Source organism: Carboxylicivirga litoralis (assembly GCF_025499605.1).
Taxonomy (GTDB): Bacteria; Bacteroidota; Bacteroidia; order Bacteroidales; family Marinilabiliaceae; genus Carboxylicivirga; species Carboxylicivirga litoralis.
Genome location: NZ_JAFMVC010000099.1, coordinates 1 through 1,261, shown reverse-complemented (window position 1 = coordinate 1,261; position 1,261 = coordinate 1). Strand labels below are relative to the sequence as shown.

1 rRNA gene is annotated in these 1,261 nt (G+C 50.4%); it reads left to right on the top strand.

Annotated elements, in window-relative coordinates:
• Positions 1-1,254, top strand: a 16S ribosomal RNA gene (locus J1N10_RS20905); the annotation flags it as partial.
• Positions 1,255-1,261 lie beyond the last annotated feature (7 nt).

The window sequence follows — 1,261 nt, the reverse complement described above, 5'->3', positions numbered from 1 at the left end:
ACCAAGGCAACGATGTCTAGGGGTTCTGAGAGGAAGGTCCCCCACACTGGTACTGAGACACGGACCAGACTCCTACGGGAGGCAGCAGTGAGGAATATTGGTCAATGGACGCAAGTCTGAACCAGCCATGTCGCGTGCAGGAAGACTGCCCTATGGGTTGTAAACTGCTTTTATACGGGAAGAAATATAGCTACGTGTAGTTATTTGCCGGTACCGTATGAATAAGCATCGGCTAACTCCGTGCCAGCAGCCGCGGTAATACGGAGGATGCGAGCGTTATCCGGATTCATTGGGTTTAAAGGGTGCGTAGGCGGAAGTATAAGTCAGGGGTGAAAGTTTGTGGCTCAACCATAAAATTGCCTTTGATACTGTATTTCTTGAGTACATTTGAGGTAGGCGGAATGTGTTGTGTAGCGGTGAAATGCTTAGATATAACACAGAACACCGATTGCGAAGGCAGCTTACTAAACTGTAACTGACGCTGATGCACGAAAGCGTGGGGATCGAACAGGATTAGATACCCTGGTAGTCCACGCCGTAAACGATGATAACTAGTTGTTTGCAATAGACCGTAAGCGACAAAGCGAAAGCATTAAGTTATCCACCTGGGGAGTACGTTGGCAACAATGAAACTCAAAGGAATTGACGGGGGCCCGCACAAGCGGAGGAACATGTGGTTTAATTCGATGATACGCGAGGAACCTTACCTGGACTTAAATGTAGAGTGACAGCTTTAGAGATAGAGTTTTCTTCGGACACTTTACAAGGTGCTGCATGGTTGTCGTCAGCTCGTGCCGTGAGGTGTCGGGTTAAGTCCCATAACGAGCGCAACCCACGTTGTTAGTTACCAGCACATAATGGTGGGCACTCTAACAAGACTGCCGGTGTAAACCGCGAGGAAGGTGTGGATGACGTCAAATCAGCACGGCCCTTACGTCCAGGGCTACACACGTGTTACAATGGTCGGTACAGAGGGCAGCTACCTAGTGATAGGATGCGAATCTCAAAAACCGGTCTCAGTTCGGATCGAAGTCTGCAACCCGACTTCGTGAAGCTGGATTCGCTAGTAATCGCGCATCAGCCATGGCGCGGTGAATACGTTCCCGGGCCTTGTACACACCGCCCGTCAAACCATGGAAGCCGGGGGTACCTGAAGTCTGTGACCGTAAGGAGCGGCCTAGGGTAAATCTGGTAACTAGGGTTAAGTCGTAACAAGGTAGCCGTACCGGAAGGTGTGGCTGGAACACCTCCTTTCTGGAGA